This window comes from Photobacterium sp. Ph5 (genome assembly GCF_022129445.1).
Lineage (GTDB): Bacteria > Pseudomonadota > Gammaproteobacteria > Enterobacterales > Vibrionaceae > Photobacterium.
The window spans coordinates 23,965-41,488 of record NZ_JADQAQ010000020.1 but is presented as its reverse complement, the minus strand read 5'-3'; the positions used below and the strand labels follow the sequence as shown (position 1 = coordinate 41,488).

Annotated in this window: 13 protein-coding genes; 6 read left to right on the top strand and 7 right to left on the bottom strand. The window is 41.6% G+C overall.

Annotated elements, in window-relative coordinates:
• Positions 1-533 precede the first annotated feature (533 nt).
• The 5 genes from glnA (at position 534) to add (ending at position 6,401) form a co-directional block, all read left to right on the top strand.
• Entirely contained in the window at positions 534-1,943 is a 1,410-nt protein-coding gene (glnA, locus tag I3259_RS09775; RefSeq protein ID WP_005372511.1) for a glutamate--ammonia ligase, read from the top strand.
• A gap of 140 nt (positions 1,944-2,083) precedes the next feature.
• Entirely contained in the window at positions 2,084-2,662 is a 579-nt protein-coding gene (locus I3259_RS09770; RefSeq protein ID WP_238029447.1) for a DUF4124 domain-containing protein, read from the top strand.
• Between the two features lie 122 nt (positions 2,663-2,784).
• Entirely contained in the window at positions 2,785-3,843 is a 1,059-nt protein-coding gene (glnL, locus tag I3259_RS09765; protein WP_238029446.1) for a nitrogen regulation protein NR(II), read from the top strand.
• Between the two features lie 20 nt (positions 3,844-3,863).
• Positions 3,864-5,279, top strand: a complete 1,416-nt coding sequence (gene glnG, locus I3259_RS09760; RefSeq protein WP_238029445.1) for a nitrogen regulation protein NR(I) — start codon at positions 3,864-3,866, stop codon at positions 5,277-5,279.
• 117 nt (positions 5,280-5,396) lie between these two features.
• On the top strand, positions 5,397-6,401 hold the full coding sequence (add, locus tag I3259_RS09755) for an adenosine deaminase (RefSeq protein ID WP_238029444.1): 1,005 nt from the start codon (positions 5,397-5,399) through the stop codon (positions 6,399-6,401).
• A gap of 81 nt (positions 6,402-6,482) precedes the next feature.
• On the opposite strand, the gene hemN is transcribed toward add, so the two are convergent.
• The 5 genes from hemN to I3259_RS09730 form a co-directional block, all read right to left on the bottom strand.
• The gene (gene hemN / locus I3259_RS09750; RefSeq protein WP_238029443.1) at positions 6,483-7,856 is read right to left on the bottom strand and encodes an oxygen-independent coproporphyrinogen III oxidase; all 1,374 of its coding nucleotides are present in this window, start codon (positions 7,854-7,856) and stop codon (positions 6,483-6,485) included.
• 140 nt (positions 7,857-7,996) lie between these two features.
• On the bottom strand, positions 7,997-8,476 hold the full coding sequence (locus I3259_RS09745; RefSeq protein WP_238029442.1) for a DUF2489 domain-containing protein: 480 nt from the start codon (positions 8,474-8,476) through the stop codon (positions 7,997-7,999).
• Between the two features lie 3 nt (positions 8,477-8,479).
• A complete protein-coding gene (gene yihI, locus I3259_RS09740) occupies positions 8,480-9,025 on the bottom strand; it encodes a Der GTPase-activating protein YihI (protein WP_238029441.1) in 546 nt (181 codons plus the stop codon).
• Positions 9,025-9,666, bottom strand: a complete 642-nt coding sequence (locus I3259_RS09735; RefSeq protein ID WP_238029440.1) for a class I SAM-dependent methyltransferase — start codon at positions 9,664-9,666, stop codon at positions 9,025-9,027. Before I3259_RS09735 ends, yihI begins: the two co-directional genes overlap by 1 nt.
• Positions 9,667-10,614: 948 nt before the next feature.
• Entirely contained in the window at positions 10,615-11,238 is a 624-nt protein-coding gene (locus I3259_RS09730) for a c-type cytochrome (RefSeq protein WP_238029439.1), read from the bottom strand.
• A 157-nt stretch (positions 11,239-11,395) separates the two neighbouring features.
• Between I3259_RS09730 and yihA the strand changes: the two genes are divergently transcribed.
• A complete protein-coding gene (gene yihA, locus I3259_RS09725) occupies positions 11,396-12,070 on the top strand; it encodes a ribosome biogenesis GTP-binding protein YihA/YsxC (RefSeq protein ID WP_105061451.1) in 675 nt (224 codons plus the stop codon).
• A 950-nt stretch (positions 12,071-13,020) separates the two neighbouring features.
• Here the strand turns inward: yihA and polA are convergent.
• Positions 13,021-15,792, bottom strand: coding sequence for a DNA polymerase I (gene polA / locus I3259_RS09720; protein WP_238029438.1), 2,772 nt, complete (start codon positions 15,790-15,792; stop codon positions 13,021-13,023).
• Between the two features lie 959 nt (positions 15,793-16,751).
• On the bottom strand, positions 16,752-17,462 hold the full coding sequence (locus I3259_RS09715; protein ID WP_238029437.1) for a 7-cyano-7-deazaguanine/7-aminomethyl-7-deazaguanine transporter: 711 nt from the start codon (positions 17,460-17,462) through the stop codon (positions 16,752-16,754).
• Between the last annotated feature and the right edge of the window lie 62 nt (positions 17,463-17,524).

The following is a 17,524-nucleotide window of genomic DNA, read 5'->3' as shown; positions in this document are numbered from 1 at the left end:
ACTTGATTAAAAAAACGGCTCATAATTTAACAGATTTTACGCCAAAACCCACGAAATATGTGATTTATATCACCAGCTTTTTTCTGACCATGCTCTAGAGCCGCATTTTTACTCGCTTTTTTGGCTAATTTTATTTTTTTTAACCCTTCTATTCAGGCCATAAATACCCACTTAACCTTGCTTTCTCAGTCCTACGGATAAAAAACATCATTAAAGATACTCAGCTCTCATTTAACAATAAAAAAACACTTTTTTACGGATATTATGAATTGACAATAATTTTTAACATCGCGATAGTAAGCATGTTCTATTATTGTTAATGACACGACCTTGCACCAAATAAGTGCAAAGACGCATCAAGATAGTGCAAAAATGGATTAATTAAGCTTTAGCAATGCGTAGAAACCGCATTCTTAAAGCTTTTAAAAATTGGCATGGTTTTCGCTAAAGAGTATTCAGCTCTGCTTATTCTCATAAATGAGCAACAATAAATTTGCGGCCATGCCCTTATATAACACCGGAGGTTACTCAAGATGTCAGTAGAAAACGTACTAGCGCTGATCCAGGAAAATGAAGTTAAGTTTATTGACCTACGTTTTACCGATACTAAAGGTAAAGAACAGCATATCTCGATCCCATCTCATCAAATTGATGCTGATTTCTTCGAAGAAGGTAAAATGTTTGATGGCTCTTCAGTTGCAGGTTGGAAGGGTATCAACGAATCAGACATGGTAATGATGCCTGACGCGTCAAGCGCGGTACTAGACCCATTCACTGAAGACGCTACGCTAAATATCCGTTGTGATATTTTAGAGCCAGCAACAATGCAAGGTTACGACCGTGACCCTCGCTCTATCGCTAAGCGTGCAGAAGAGTTCATGCGTTCAACAGGTATCGCAGACACTGTTCTTATCGGTCCTGAGCCAGAATTCTTCCTATTTGACGATGTTAAGTTTAACACTGACATGTCAGGCTCTTTCTTCAAAATTGACGATGTAGAAGCTGCATGGAATACAGGTTCTGATTTCGAAGGCGGTAATAAAGGTCACCGTCCAGGTGTTAAAGGCGGTTACTTCCCAGTAGCACCTGTTGATTCATCACAAGACATCCGTTCGGCTATGTGTTTAATCATGGAAGAAATGGGTCTAGTTGTTGAAGCTCACCACCACGAAGTAGCAACAGCTGGTCAGAACGAAATCGCAACACGTTTCAACACGCTAACAACAAAAGCGGATGAAATTCAAATCTACAAATATGTAGTTCATAACGTTGCACACGCATTTGGTAAAACTGCAACCTTTATGCCTAAGCCACTAGTCGGTGATAACGGTTCTGGTATGCACGTTCACCAATCACTAGCGAAAGACGGTGTAAACCTATTCTCTGGTGATAAGTACGGCGGCCTTTCTGAAATGGCTCTTTACTACATCGGTGGTATCATCAAGCACGCACGTGCAATCAACGCCTTTGCTAACCCTGCAACGAACTCATACAAGCGTCTAGTTCCAGGCTTTGAAGCTCCAGTAATGCTAGCTTACTCTGCACGTAACCGTTCAGCGTCTATCCGTATTCCTGTAGTACCAAGCCCGAAAGCACGTCGTATCGAAGTACGTTTCGGTGATCCAGCGGCTAACCCATACCTTGCATTTGCTGCAATGCTAATGGCTGGCCTTGACGGTATCCAGAACAAGATCCACCCAGGCGAAGCTATGGATAAAGACTTGTACGACCTACCAGCAGAAGAAGCAGCTGAAATCCCAACAGTTGCAGAATCGCTACAAGGCGCACTACAAGCACTAAGCGACGACCGTGAGTTCTTAACTTCTGGCGGCGTATTCTCTGATGACTTCATCGATTCTTACATCGCATTGAAATCTCAAGATGTTGAGAAAGTAAACATGACAACTCACCCATTAGAGTTTGAACTTTACTACTCAGTTTAAGTAATTTGTTAATTACTAAACATTGAATATTTAGGCCTGCTTCACAAGCAGGCCTTTTTGATCTTGTTGTTAGTCACAAAGCAACGACAATGAAGCCTCTTCTATCCCCCGTCCTGTGCTATCAAACTTGGAGTTAATGGATGAAACTCTCTCGTTTTATGAATGTAATACCCTCAACCATTGTGGCTATCATGTGGATCACATCAATATCGACGCATGCTTCCACTATCTACTCATGGACTGATGAAAATGGCGTGGTTCATTTCACAGATCAACCACAAGTACCTGATGCGAAAACATATGATTTAAGCGTGACTGAAGTCAGCGGTAATATTGAACAAACCGCTGAAACCATTGAAGCTCAGACCACAGAGATCACAGTCACTGAGCAAAAAGCACAACCTATTAAAACCGTCAGCTTAGTCTCTCCGATGCATGAACAAACCATCAGAAACAATGAAGGTATTATTAAGGTTCATGCCGTCACCAACACGAAGCTAAATAGTCAAACCCAGGCGCAATTGGTCTTAGATGGTGTGGTAAAAGGTGAACCTCAAACAGATTTAACATGGCAACTAAACAATATTGATCGCGGCAGCCACCAGCTACAAATTCAATTAATTAAAGGCGGCAAGGTTATTGCATCATCTGAAAGTATTACTGTTTACCTGCATCGGGCATCGACAGTCGCGAAGAAAACAACACCCGTTCCCCGCTAGCCCGTCCTACACTTTTAATAATAAGTGGTGCCCGATCAGCATTAAACAGGTTACACTCAAACGCACCAACTTGGTGCATTTGACCTAAATAAGCCGATTGATGGTTTAGGTAATCAACAAGGATGCTGATTGTGACTACCGCTTTTACCCCTATAATTATTGATAATCTTGTGACTGCAATCGTTTTATTGGATGAGCACTTAACAATTCGTTATGTCAATCCCGCCGCAGAACAATTGTTATCGTCCAGTAAGCGCCGTCTACTGGGTATTACGTTACCTGAGTTATTGCAACACTCTTCTCTTGATCTCGATTTAATCGCAGCCACACTCCAAAGTGGTCAAGGACTAGCAGATAGCGATGTTGCTTTTGTGATTGATGGGCAGCGCCACCTCCTCAGCTTGAATGCCAGTCCTATCTCATGGCAAAAAAATCTTTTCATTATGCTTGAGCTGAAACCTATCGATCAACAACGTCGTATCAGCCAAGAGCTCTCCCAATTAGCTCAGCAGCAAGCGGCAAAAGAATTGGTACGAGGGTTAGCGCATGAGATAAAAAACCCTCTCGGCGGCTTACGGGGCGCAGCACAGCTACTTGAAAAAGCGTTACCCGATCCTAGCTATGTCGAATATACCCAAATGATCATCGAACAAGCCGATAGGTTACGTAATTTGGTTGATCGGCTATTAGGGCCACAGCGCCCTGGCATAAAAAAGACCGATAATATTCATCTCGTATTAGAAAAAGTACGTCAGCTGGTGAGCATTGAAAATGATAGCAAGATTGTGATTGAGCGCGACTATGATCCAAGCTTGCCCGAAATTGAAATGGATGCCGAACAACTCGAGCAAGCCTTACTTAATATTGTCAGCAACGCAGCCCACGTCCTCAAAGCACAAGGTGGTGGAGTCATTAAACTCAAAACCCGTACCACCCACCAAGCATTGATCCAAGGAAAATATGCCCGCATCGCCGCGAAAATTGAAATTATTGATAATGGCCCCGGGATCCCTACGGCAATTCAAGATACTTTGTTCTATCCAATGGTAACGGGTAATGCTGACGGTACGGGGCTAGGGTTATCAATTTCACAAAACTTAATAGACCAACATCAAGGCAAAATTGAGGTCATTAGCTGGCCTGGATACACCAACTTCACGATCTATTTACCAATACAATAATAACTATAGGAGGGTCACGTATGAGCAAAGGGTTAATTTGGGTTGTCGATGACGACAGTTCTATTCGCTGGGTAATGGAAAAAACACTGATCACTGCAGGCATGAAGTGTGAAACCTTTGCTAATGCCGATAGTGTATTAGAAGCCCTTGAGCGTAACGTGCCTGATGTTTTAGTTTCTGACATTAAAATGCCAGGTACAGATGGTTTAGCTTTGTTGAAGCTGCTGCAACAAGATTATCCGTTATTACCTGTGATTATTATGACGGCACATTCTGATTTAGATGCGGCGGTCAATGCTTATCAACGTGGCGCATTTGAATATCTCCCTAAACCATTTGATATTGATGAGGCCGTGAGTTTGGTTGAACGCGCCGTTAGCCATAGCCAAGAGCAAAAGCGCCAACAACAACCAGAAGCAGAGGTAAAGTCGGTGCCTGAAATCATCGGGGAAGCCCCTGCCATGCAGGAAGTTTTCCGTGCTATTGGCCGCCTTTCTCGCTCCTCTATTTCGGTGCTCATTAACGGAGAATCAGGTACGGGTAAAGAGCTTGTTGCGCACGCACTCCATCGTCATAGTCCACGCAGTAAAAATGCCTTTATTGCCCTGAACATGGCCGCTATCCCCAAAGACTTGATTGAATCGGAACTGTTCGGGCATGAAAAAGGGGCGTTTACTGGCGCCAACAGTGTTCGCCAAGGTCGATTTGAGCAAGCCAACGGCGGAACACTGTTTCTTGATGAAATCGGTGATATGCCATTAGATATTCAAACTCGTTTACTGCGTGTATTGGCAGATGGGCAGTTTTATCGTGTCGGTGGACATTCTCCCGTTAACGTCGATGTCCGTATTATTGCCGCAACGCACCAAAATCTAGAGCGTCTTGTTGCCAGTAGTGATTTTCGTGAAGATTTATTTCACCGTCTAAATGTTATTCGAGTGCACTTACCATCACTAAAAGATCGTCGCCAAGATATCCCTCAGCTGGCACGTCATTTCCTACAACGCGCTTCTAACGAATTAGGAGTGGAAGTCAAAACTCTACACCCAGATACGACCGAACAGCTAGCAGCACTGGATTGGCCGGGAAATGTTCGCCAACTAGAAAATATTTGTCGCTGGCTTACAGTCATGGCAAGCAGCAGTGAAGTCTTACCCAGCGATCTACCACCAGAGTTGCTCGAAAGTCATCCAAATACCTTATCAACTCAGCAAGATAATCAGCATTGGCAGCAGGGTTTACAGCAGTGGGCAAAGCAAGAATTACAGCAAGGGAATGAAAATTTATTAGCAGAAGCACTGCCCGAGTTTGAAAGAATCTTGCTAGAAACCGCCCTGCAACATAGCCATGGTCATAAGCAAGAAGCGGCGCGATTATTAGGTTGGGGACGAAATACCTTAACCCGAAAACTCAAAGAGCTGGGTATTAACGATTGAATACTATAGCGTAATATTGGGTTGCAGGTGAACGCGATCACATTTAGCTGCAACCATTATGTTCACGTTATACACTTTGCTTATACTTAACGCTCAGTTTTCATCGGAATAATCATAATGATCAATAAGCACCTTCCTTTGACGGATCTACACCGTCACCTTGATGGCAACATTCGCCCTCAAACCATCCTAGAACTTGGCCAGCAATTTAATATGGTGCTACCAGGTCATGATCTAGAAAGCTTACGTCCACACGTTCAAATCGTAGAAGCTGAGCCAAGTTTAGTCGCTTTCCTATCAAAATTAGACTGGGGCGTTGCCGTATTAGGCGATCTCGAAGCTTGTCGTCGTGTCGCTTATGAAAACGTTGAAGATGCCTTACATGCACAAATTGATTATGCCGAGCTACGTTTCTCACCTTACTACATGGCAATGAAGCACAACTTACCTATCGCCGGTGTAGTAGAAGCAGTTATCGATGGGGTTGAAGCCGGTTGTCGTGACTTTGGCATTAAAGCGAATTTGATTGGTATTATGAGCCGTACCTTTGGTGTAGAAGCTTGCCAACAAGAGCTTAATGGCTTATTAGCGCACAAAGATAAATTGGTCGCTATCGATTTAGCCGGTGATGAATTAGGCCAACCTGGCGCGCAATTTAACGCTCATTTTAAACAAGTTCGTGATGCGGGTTTACGTGTCACGGTTCATGCCGGTGAAGCGGCAGGCCCTGAAAGTATGTGGCAAGCAATGAATGAGCTTGGCGCGGTACGTATTGGTCACGGTGTAAAAGCGATTCAAGATCCAAAACTGATGGATTACTTGGCTGAGCATAAGATCGGTATTGAATCATGCATTACCTCAAACATTCAAACCAGCACGGTAACTAACATAAAAGATCATCCGATCAAACCATTCCTCGAACATGGGATTTTAGCCTGCCTCAACACTGATGATCCTGCCGTTGAAGGTATTGAATTACCTTACGAGTATGAGGTTGCCGCACCTGCTGTTGGATTAAGCCAAGCGCAAATCGAACAAGCACAACGTAATGGCTTAGAGATCGCCTTCTTAAGTGAAAGTGAGAAACAAGCACTTCGCGAGATGGTAGCGAAACGCACCTAGTGATGTGATGAACATCGAATAACAAAAAGCCCCATTCAAGTACGACTTGAATGGGGCTTTTCTAATTTTTATACCGAGAGATTAAATCACACGTGAGAACTGTTGCTGACGGGCACGATCACGTAAATATTTATCAAAACACATACAAATATTACGGATCAATAGGCGACCTTTAAGTTCAACAAAAATATGTTGCTCATCAACTGATACTAACTCATCATTAATAAAGGTTTTTAACAACGCCAAGTCTTCAGCAAAATACTGATCGAAATTGATATTAAATTCCGTTTCAATCGCTTTTTTATCCAGCTGAAAATTACAAATTAGGGCTTTGATCACTTCACGACGCAGTAAGTCGTCGGCATCTAGCGAGACCCCTTTCCATAGTGCGTTTTGTTTTTCTTCAATATCGCGGTAGTAGTGCTTTAACTCTTTTTGGTTTTGCGCATAGCAATCGCCAATCATAGAAATAGCTGATACACCCATACCTAATAAATCACACTCACCTTGAGTGGTGTAACCTTGGAAATTACGGTGCAAAATACCTTCGCGCTGTGCAATCGCTAATTCATCATCCGGTTTTGCAAAGTGATCCATACCAATAAATTGGTATCCTGCCCCAGTCAACGTCGCAATGGTATCTTGCAAGATGCCTAACTTCTCTTTGGCACTTGGTAATAGCTCTTCGCTAATCTTACGTTGTGCTGCAAACAATTTAGGCATGTGGGCGTAGTTAAACACCGACAAACGTCCCGGATTCATCGCCAGTACTTGCTCTAATGTTTTCGCAAACATTTCACGATTTTGTAGCGGTAAGCCGTAGATCAAATCAAGGTTCGTTGAACGGAAGCCCAACTCACGTGCACGCTCAACCATCGCAAAGATAAACGCTTCATCTTGCTCACGGTTAACCAGCTTTTGCACGTCTTTATTAAAATCTTGTACACCGATACTTAAACGGTTAAAGCCTTCACTTCGCAAGTGGTCAAGAATATCGAGTTCAATTTCACGTGGATCAACTTCAATACTGATCTCGGCATCTTCATCAAAATTAAATGATGCTCGTAGGCTGTTCATTAGACGGCTAATTTGCTCAGCAGTTAAGAACGTCGGTGTACCGCCGCCCCAGTGCAATTGACTCACTTGACGATCACCCAATAAGGTCGCACGTTGTTTAATTTCTTGTTCTAGCTTATCCAAATAGTCATCCGCTTTATGCTGATGGCGGGTAATAATTTTATTACAACCGCAGTAGTAACAAAGCTTATGACAAAATGGGATATGAATATAAAGTGATAACTTACGATCAGGGTATTGCTTACATGCCATCTCAAATTCAGCAGACGTGAACGCTTCATTAAACTCTAATGCAGTTGGGTAAGAGGTATAACGCGGACCTGAGTAGTTGTACTTTTCAATCAGGGCCTGATCCCAAATAATCTGCTCATTTGACATGACATATTTCCAATATTGTAGGGAGAATAAAGAGTTAAACGTACAATGATAGTAAAACGAATAACACTTATAGTTTATAAGACAATACAGTCATCGCCTAATCAGATTAAACGATGACTGTAATAGTTCAGATCAAGTCATTAAGACTTCGTAGACAGGATGGCATCAAGCTCGATGGCAATAGTTTCTTGTAATCGGGTTTCAGCCTTCATTCGCTCCAGATCAAAACGCATACGTGTGCGTTTTTCTGTTTGTTGACGCGCTTCACCGCGAGGCATTTCTTTCACCACCTCATACAGCTCTGTAATAGCTGGATAAGTTGCTGCGAAATCTACGCTCTTATCCGCCTGCAAGGCTTCCATCAACTTATACAAACGAATCGCCGCTTCAGACAAATCACATTGTCCTTGCTTGGTGGCAGCGGCTATCACATAAACGCTCTCTAAAATCGTATTATTACGCGTTTCTATCGCCTCTTTTTGCTGCGCTTCAGCACGGGCTAAAAAAACTTTATGGCGTTGATTTTGTTGGTATAGCTTTACGAGTAACATACCCGCATAAATACCAAGTGCGGTCACAATTGTGCCACCAATAACAAGCAGAAGCGTCAAATCCTGCAACGGTTACTCCTTACCGAACTTATCTAAATCCATCTTTTCAAATTGATCGAGTAAATCATCATCAGATTTAACCGCTGGGCGGTATTCATCTTCCTCGAACAACTCAACGTTATCTTCTTCCATCAAACCAAGCTGCTTCATTAGCTGCTCAATACGATCCAGTTTTTGGTCAACTTGTTTTTGCAAGCCAGCCCCTAACTTTTCGCCAGCATCTAAACGATCAAGAAGAACCATCAACTGAGCGTCATTTTCAAGCATCGCTAATTCTTGCTCTGCTGTTAAACGACGTTGTTGTTTGGTCATCGGCTTTTTAGGCTCAACGATCAAAGGAATTGGTTTTTTACTACCAAGACGTGGGTCTTTTTTCTGCGCGGCATTACGCTGCTTAGTTTCTTCAACGGCAGAATGGCGGCTACCAGTTTTTAAGCCTTTACGCTTTTTCGCTTTTTGGCGCTGGCGAGATTCAATCTCTAATTGGTTGGGCGTTTTATCACGGTATACCGCTGGGCCTTCAGAGCCAACCTTACGGCCTCTTTTCTTACGGGTCATTACTGGGTTTTCCTCAGCAAAATCACATCATTTCCAACAAACTCAACTTCTAAGCCATCACGTTGCGCTAAAAAACGGAACGTATCGCGACTAAAGAAACTAACGTGGGTTGGATCGTTCTTGTAATGCCAACGTGTAAACGCTTCGGCATCGGTTGCTAGCTTTGTCATTAATCCTAGCCATCCGCCAGGTTTAATCATACTCAGCAGCAGCCCCCATTCCTTCGCAGGCTGATTAAAATGTTCTATGGCTTCGGTACAAGTAACAAAGTCATATTGGTGCGTTAATACACTATGATCGGGTGCAAAATACGGGTCATAGATCGTCATATTATATCCCATTTCTTCCAACATAATCGAAAGTGTTGGGCCTGGGCCACTACCAAAATCTAACCCCGTTAATGACCCTTGGGATAAACGTTCCACTAATGGCGTCGCTAAACGACCTAAAAATTGGCGATACCCCATATCATCAGGATTATTTTGATGTTGATCATAAACCGCTTTTTCTTGCTCTGGTGATAATTGAGCCTCAGGATCGGCAAAAATTAGTGCACAGTGCTGACAACGGAAATAACGGCGATTTTTATCTTCAACAAATATTCCAGGCTGCTCACTATGACATAGTGGACATGGTTGCATGATCATATCTCCGGTGTTGCCGATCATTAGCAAAATCGGAACTGGTGTAAAATCGAGCGAGCTATTCTATACCCAATCGCGATCAAGATGTAGTTTTGCCGACAAATTGTGCAATTTTATCTGGAAATACGATAAAGATAGATAAAAGATCAACAAGTTAACTTGTTTATAATGCAGATAATAGAAAGGTTTAAAAAGAAAAAAGCGATAGGTTTACACCTATCGCTCTATATGTAAGCCACTGGCTTATATTCTGTCTAGTCATCCTAACTAGCGTGTAACATCCCGGTTAAGCAACGTTCCTTTTGTTATTAGTGCTTTCCTTGCGAACTTGTTGTTCGTCATCATCCTGATGAGTTTTACTCTTCCGTGTCCTATCCATAGCAATTCAACTCATCCTGAGTTGGCGTTCCCTTTCGCTTACTATCATCCTGATAATAATGACACCATCCTTGTGAGCACGTTATCCGTTACGTACCACTTCTTGCTTCGACATCATGTCATTGCAAAATCTTATCCGTAAGTGTCTTCCTGACAATCCAATCCGCATCTTGCGTCAACCCTAGTCATCCTAACTAGACTTCCTGTGATCCTTCGAGCTCCTGCTCATGCCATCCTAGCGCTTCCATCCATTGTCGCTCTCCCTGTCGACACGAGATAATTTACAGTAACCAAAAACTGAAACAATGTACTGATATCACATTTTTAAAAGCACAAACCACCAAGCAATAGCAACTCATTGTTATCAATAGTTATTATTTTTTTAACTACAAAATATCGAGCAAAAAAAACCATAACAAATGGCAGATCTCTTACAAGCTGTTGAGCAAATAAGACAGAAGTAAAAATAGTCTTGTAGAATGAATCAACAAAAGATGTAAAACGATAATTAATAGATAATAAAAAAGCAGCCAAAAGGCTGCTTTTTTCAATTCGGATCAAGCGATATTAGTGCAAGCCGCCGACATATTGTGACAACGCATTAATTTCATCATCACTTAATTTTGCAGCAACCGAACGCATCATCGCGTTCATATCATTAGCACGATCACCTGAACGGAATTTTTCCAGTTGAAGTTTTACGTATTCCGCATTTTGACCAGAGATTTTAGGGAATCCTGATAAACTCGTACCATTACCACGAGGACCATGGCACGCAATACATGCTGCAATACCACGTTCAGCATCGCCAAAACGGTAAAGCTGTTGCGCGACTTCAATTGACTCTTCTGAAGAGGTGTTATCAGAAATAGGTAGAGAAGAGAAATAAGCAGCGATATCTGCCATATCTTGTTCAGATAGTGACATTGCCATACCCCCCATCACAGGATCGTTACGTCCTTTTTCTCCACCAGAGGTCATTGCTAACTTAAATTCTTTTAATTGCTTTTCAAGATATTTAGGATGCTGCCCAGCAAGTTTGGGGTATTGCTGCATCAATTCTGCATTGCCATCCGTACCATGACAGGCGGCACATGTTGCAGCTTTCAATTTACCTGCTTCGATATTGCCTTCTTCAGCCGTGGCCGAATAACTAGCAAGAAGGGTTAATATTAATATTAATTTCTTCATGACATTCCATTTATAATTATAGGGCTTCCACTACCACAAGTAATGCTCAGTTACATGGTATACAATACGATCACAAACCAAGCTCGGTTTAACATATTTTACACATTTTCACATAAAAGTAATCAGTCGACTACATGAAGACTTGACGGAGTTAACAGTGAATCAACCTCTCAACTACAGAAATACAAGTTTTATCACAAGTGCACCGGATATTCGTCACTTGCCGCAAGATGCAGGCGTTGAGATTGCATTTGCTGGTCGCTCTAACGCGGGTAAGTCGAGTGCCCTAAATCGCCTAACCGATCAAAAAGGGCTAGCACGTACTTCAAAAACGCCTGGTCGTACTCAGCTGATCAATATGTTTGAAGTGGTTCAAGGCTGTAACCTCATCGATTTACCTGGCTACGGTTTTGCACAAGTCCCTCTTGAAATGAAATTAAAGTGGCAGAAGTCATTAGGAGAATACCTTCAGCGCCGTGAGTGCTTACAAGGTCTTGTGGTATTGATGGATATCCGTCACCCAATGAAAGATCTTGACCAACAGATGATTAATTGGGCACTTGAAAGTCGTTTACCCGTGCTGGTATTACTGACTAAAGCAGATAAATTGAAAAGTGGTGCTCGTAAAGCGCAGGTGTTAAAAATCCGCCAAATGACTAAAGAATTAGAAGGTGACGTACAAGTTGAAGCTTTCTCTTCATTAAAAGGTATTGGTGTTGATCAAGTTCGTCGAAAATTAGATGAGTGGTACGCACCAGAGTTAGAGCGCCAACGTGTGCTTGCTGGTGGTGATGATGCTTTCCCAGAGCAAGTAGAAGAAGACAACGAGTAACTTGGTTGTTGATGTAGCTCTAAGGATTGGAGCTATAAAAATTCCCCACCATCTCGGTGGGGCAAGTAAAGAGAGAAATAGGAGGTCATTTTAGTTTTGTGCAACGAACAATAATGATTTCCACCCTTAACGCAATATCTTGCCTTCCTATGACTAGATTTACATACTTTTTTGCGACTCCCCACCTATTTATTCTCTCAATTCCGATATAAATATTGGTCAAGCTATTCTTACTCAGAACATTATTTTATTAACAAAATAACAACGTAAAATGTTAATAAGCTACTTTTCTTTTTGGAAGTTTATTACAACACTATTTGACTAAAAAAAAGCAAAAAAAAACCACCCCCAATAATTTAGGAATGGTTATTTCATGGATTTGTTGAACGGCTAATAATGTCATCAGCACTAACAGCAAATATGAACAAGAAGCTTTTTTTAGTATAACGGCTGTTTTTATTTTTTAAAGTATTTACTCTAAAAAATAACAACTAAAAAGAAAATAAAGAGAAAAATAGACCAACAGACAAGCGAAAAAGATTGAATCGAGCAATGAATAACCACAATTTGATTGATAATTAGCTCAAAGCGAGAAAACTAAAAAGAAATTAGTAATAACAGATAAAAAAGAAAGGTATAAACGAAGAGAAAAAGTTTTCGAGCGCACAATAAAAAACGCCCCGGTCCAAAGTGAGACCAGGGCGGCTGAATCAGCCAAATCCAATAACGTGAAACAAAAGGTCTGAAAGATAGAACATCTTACCTCTGTACCCTACGCCTATAACTGTATATCAAACGTGCAGTTTTTGGAACCCCTAAATGTAGTTTTTTTTCACTTTGTTGTAAGTAAATTTTACATATTGGTTTTTATTTGTCGCTTATTTTTAACAAAAAAAATAGCCAGCATCGTGCTGACTATTTATCATTATTTTGATTATTACCAATAAATATTAGTGCGCTTGATCCCAGTTATCACCGTAACCAGTATCAGCGATAAGTGGTACATCCAGCGTTGCGGCTTGTTCCATTAATGCTTTAACTGATGCCGTTACCGCTTCAAGTACTGATTCTTTCACTTCAAACACTAATTCATCGTGTACTTGCATTAATAAACGTACATCACCTTCCGGTTGTTGCTGCACCCAAGCATCAACCGCAATCATCGCCAACTTGATGATATCAGCTGCGGTTCCTTGCATTGGCGCATTGATTGCTGCACGTTCCGCTGCTTTTCGACGTAAACCATTACGTGATTTAATGTCAGGAAGATATAGACGACGACCAAAGAGCGTTTCAACGTAACCTTGCTCTGAAGCCGCATTGCGCGTGCTCTCCATATATTCTAAAACACCGGGATAACGCTCAAAATACACATTCATGTAGTTTTGCGCTTCATTACGTCCCATATCTAGCTGCTTTGCTAAACCAAATGCACTCATACCATAGATCAAGCCAAAGTTAATCGCTTTAGCACGACGACGCTGCTCATTACTCACATCTTCGATATCTAAACTGAGAATTTCAGCAGCCGTTGCTGCATGGATATCTTTACCGTGACGGAAGGCATCTAATAATGCTTTATCACCGGATAAATGCGCCATAATACGTAGTTCAATTTGAGAGTAATCGACTGCTAGGATCTTATAGCCACTTTGCGCGACAAACGCTTGGCGAATACGACGACCTTCTTCATTACGTACTGGAATATTCTGCAAATTTGGATCGCTTGATGATAGACGTCCGGTTGCAGTCACGGCCTGATGGTAAGAAGTATGCACTCGCCCCGTTGCTGGATTTACCATCTTAGGCAACTTATCGGTGTAAGTAGATTTCAGTTTTGCAAGTCCACGATATTCCAAGAGTAACTTAGGCAGTGGGTAATCAAGCGCAAGCTCTTGCAATACTTCTTCATTGGTTGACGGTGTACCTGATGGCGTTTTCTTTAAAACCGGTAATCCCATTTTTTCAAATAAGATCGCTTGAAGCTGTTTTGGCGAGCTTAAATTAAATTCTTGCTCTGCAATTTCAAACGCTTTTTTCTCAATCTCATCGAGTCGAGCAGCGATCTCTGTTGATTGTGCGCCAAGCAACATACTATCGACATACACACCCGTACGTTCCATACGTGAAAGTACCGGCACTAATGGCATTTCGATAGTTTCAAAGACGTGCTTAAGCTTGTCGTCAGCTTCTACTTTTGGATATAACGTATTGTGCAAACGCAAAGTAATGTCAGCATCTTCAGCCGCATAAGGGCCAGCTTGCTCTAAATCGATTTGATTGAACGTTAGCTGCTTTTTACCTTTACCTGCAACTTCTTCAAAACTGATATTCTTGTGCTCTAAATAACGTAGGGCAAGGCTATCCATATCATGACGCCCAACAACGCTATTAAACACATAAGATTCAAGCATTGTATCGAACACAATACCTTGCATTTCAATGCCATAACGAGCAACAATGCTGGCATCAAACTTAAGATTTTGACCAATTTTCGCTTGTTTTGGATCTTCAAGTAGCGGCTTTAACTGCTCAAGTACCCAATCACGATCAAGCTGCGCTGGCGCATCAAGGTAATCATGAGCCACAGGGACGTAAGCCGCTTTACCTTCTTCAATCGCAAAAGACACACCGACGACATTCGCCGTCATGTAATCTAAACCATCGGTTTCGGTATCAAAGGCAAACGCCTCTGCCGCTTTTAATTGTTCAAGCCATGTTGCAAAGCTTTCTTTATCTAAAACCGTTTCATACCCACTACGATCGATCGTTGGTGCAACGGCTTTTTTCTCAGTTGGCGCATCACCTGATTTTTCGTCAGCAACAATACGGCCATCGCTTCCATCAAGCATTTCAGTTAACCAACGACGGAACTGTAACTTACCAAACAGCTCGGTGAGTGCATCTGTATCTGGCACGCCTTTACGCAATTCATCAGGTGTTACATCTAGCTCAACATCTAATTTGATGGTGGCAAGCTTATATGACATGTAAGCCGCTTCTTTATTATCAATCAGCTTTTTCGCCATGGTTTTTGAACCACGGAAACCGAGAGCAGCAATATCATCTAAATTATCGTATAAGGCATCTAACCCTCCGATACCGGTAAGCAATGCTTTTGCTGTTTTCTCGCCAACCCCAGGTACGCCAGGAATGTTATCCACTTTATCGCCCATCAGAGCAAGGTAGTCGATGATCAACTCAGGACCGATCCCAAACTTATCCACAACACCGGCAGGATCCATCACGACATCTGTCATGGTATTGATCAAAGTAACATTTTGATCCACCAGCTGAGCCATATCTTTATCACCTGTACTGATCAGTACTGGCATACCTTGTTGTGATGCTTGTGTGGATAACGTACCAATCACATCATCGGCTTCAACTCCAGATATCGCGATCAATGGAAGCCCCATTGCTTTGATCACCGCATGCAATGGTTCGATCTGACTGCGAAGATCGTCCGGCATCGGTGGACGATTGGCTTTATATTCAGGATACATATCATCACGAAAGGTTTTCCCTTTCGCATCAAAGATCACTGCAATATGTTCGGTTGAAAATTGACGTAACATGCTACGTAGCATGTTTACAACACCATATATTGCGCCTGTTGGATCACCGTCAGAGTTAGTGAAATTCGGCGCAGCATGGTAAGCACGATACAGGTAAGAGGATCCATCAATCAGGATCAATGGATTTTCTGGAATAGTTGCCATAGGGTTATTCTTATATCCAAGCGTTTGTCGTTCAGGGTAGCTCTATTATCGACCATATTAGGCGTTGAGCGACAGGAAAAATGCAATAACCATAGAATGCCACGCCCTGTCGCAAGTGTTAACCAATGTTTTATTCTATTCTGACTTTTTCTGTGGATAACTTTGTTAGTATTTAATTTACGCCAGTTGATCGTTTTTTAGGTTATTTCCAAAATAAGAAACTATTCTTTATATAATCAAACAGTTAATAAAAAAAATCGATTTAGATCCTCGATCCCAATTTGATCATTAATTGTGGAAAACCTTATCTTGATAAATAAAAATACGGTAATAACACCATAAAAATCAGACGATTTGCTTAGTAACAAAACCAAAAATAACTAAATTGCGGTAATTTTAACCACCTTCGAACAATTTAATGGCAGAGATATCTGTCAATGGACATTTAGCTTCAATTGAAGACAAAAAAATAGCGTCACCCTCTCTTTTATCCTAATCGTGATCCATACCAATGCTTCGATTATGGCGCAGTAAGATAACACCAAAATAATACGCCCTTGTGAAGGCGACAGAATAGATCAATGCACTTAACGTTCACGAAATAATAAAAGGCGAGAATAAAAATAAGTAAATCTTAGAAAAGAAAAAGCGACGCTACGATGAGTAGCGTCGCTCAGCAAAAGTGGTGTTCGGTTATTAGCCCTACACTAATAACACGCAACCGGAGCTGTAGTACACTGGAAGCAATGTGAGCAATGTCGTGCCATCAAGACGATATGATTATGTTCCATCCCTATCGCCTGACTGCCTGTTAATAATAACCATTCTCACTTGAGATGCAAGCACTTTATTGAGAACAATTGTCATTTAAAATGATATTTTTTAACCCGCGTCTTCACAGCATAAAAAACCGATCCTAAGATCGGCTTCTTCTTTCACCCTTATCACTAGTAACAAAACTATTGATTAGTCTTTGCAACCACTAACGCTTGCGGTGATAACGTTGTCAGCTTATCAATTAAATAATTAAGTAATACGCCATAAATAGGCACAAATAGTCCGAGACTAATAATTAATTTAAAGCTGTAATCCACCAACGCAATTTCCGTCCAGTTTGCAGCCATAAACGGATCGGGGCTGTGGTAAAACGCAATACTAAAGAACGCGATGGTATCAATCGCATTACCAAAAATAGTGGAGGCCGTTGGGGCTATCCACCATTGTTTTAATTGACGTAGACGATTAAATACCGATACATCTAAAATTTGTCCGAGCAAGTAAGCCATAAAACTGGCAATCGCAATACGAGCAACAAACAGATTAAATTCCGTTAAATGTCCTAGCCCTTGGTATTCGCCTTGGAAGAACAAGACCGATAATAAATACGATACGAGCAGCGCTGGCATCATGACGCGAAAAATAATTTTACGCGCCATTCCTGCCCCAAAAATACGCACAGTAAGATCGGTAGCTAAAAATATAAACGGAAAAGTAAACGCCCCCCATGTGGTGTGATAGCCAAACACAGTAAATGGCAATTGCACTAAATAGTTACTCGATGCAATCACGAGTAAATGAAATAGCACTAAATAACCTAGGGCTTTACGTTGCTGTTGCGGAGTAAAAGAGGGTGAAGCTATAGCGTTAGATTGAGATAAAGCAGTCGTCATGTGAGACCTTTTTGTCAATGGGGGGAGGGAACCCAAAAATATATGTTGCTCGCCATTTTATA

Bases quoted from the DNA above. Each gene is read 5' to 3' on its own strand.
- hemN (WP_238029443.1), bottom strand. From the start codon at position 7,856: ATGTCAAATGAGCAGATTATTTGGGATCAGGCCCTGATTGAAAAGTAC.
- add (WP_238029444.1), top strand. From the start codon at position 5,397: ATGATCAATAAGCACCTTCCTTTGACGGATCTACACCGTCACCTTGAT.
- I3259_RS09770 (WP_238029447.1), top strand. From the start codon at position 2,084: ATGAAACTCTCTCGTTTTATGAATGTAATACCCTCAACCATTGTGGCT.
- I3259_RS09735 (WP_238029440.1), bottom strand. From the start codon at position 9,666: ATGCAACCATGTCCACTATGTCATAGTGAGCAGCCTGGAATATTTGTT.
- glnL (WP_238029446.1), top strand. From the start codon at position 2,785: ATGCTGATTGTGACTACCGCTTTTACCCCTATAATTATTGATAATCTT.
- glnA (WP_005372511.1), top strand. From the start codon at position 534: ATGTCAGTAGAAAACGTACTAGCGCTGATCCAGGAAAATGAAGTTAAG.
- I3259_RS09715 (WP_238029437.1), bottom strand. From the start codon at position 17,462: ATGACGACTGCTTTATCTCAATCTAACGCTATAGCTTCACCCTCTTTT.
- I3259_RS09730 (WP_238029439.1), bottom strand. From the start codon at position 11,238: ATGAAGAAATTAATATTAATATTAACCCTTCTTGCTAGTTATTCGGCC.
- polA (WP_238029438.1), bottom strand. From the start codon at position 15,792: ATGGCAACTATTCCAGAAAATCCATTGATCCTGATTGATGGATCCTCT.
- glnG (WP_238029445.1), top strand. From the start codon at position 3,864: ATGAGCAAAGGGTTAATTTGGGTTGTCGATGACGACAGTTCTATTCGC.
- yihI (WP_238029441.1), bottom strand. From the start codon at position 9,025: ATGACCCGTAAGAAAAGAGGCCGTAAGGTTGGCTCTGAAGGCCCAGCG.